This is a genomic window from Streptomyces cyaneofuscatus (assembly GCF_000718135.1).
In the GTDB taxonomy this organism is placed as follows: domain Bacteria; phylum Actinomycetota; class Actinomycetes; order Streptomycetales; family Streptomycetaceae; genus Streptomyces; species Streptomyces cyaneofuscatus.
On sequence record NZ_JOEM01000119.1, the window covers coordinates 1 to 212 of the forward strand.

Annotated in this window: 1 pseudogene; it reads left to right on the forward strand. The window is 71.7% G+C overall.

Features of this window, described 5'->3' with window-relative positions:
• A pseudogene (locus IF17_RS0136030) lies at positions 1-212 on the forward strand (MarR family transcriptional regulator); the annotation flags it as partial.

Sequence of the window (212 nt, forward strand, 5' to 3'; positions counted from 1 at the left end):
GCCGGCGACTGCGCAGCACTGGAGCCCCTGGCGGCGGAATGGCTCGCCCGAGGCGTCGGCGTCGACTACCTCACCAGCGCCCTCACCGCAGGACTCCCCACCCAGGTCGACAACCCCCTCGGCTTCATCCGCAAACGCCTCACCGACAAGATCCCACCCCGGATCCCCACCACAGACAGCACCACACCCGGCACCCCCGGCCCCGCACCAGC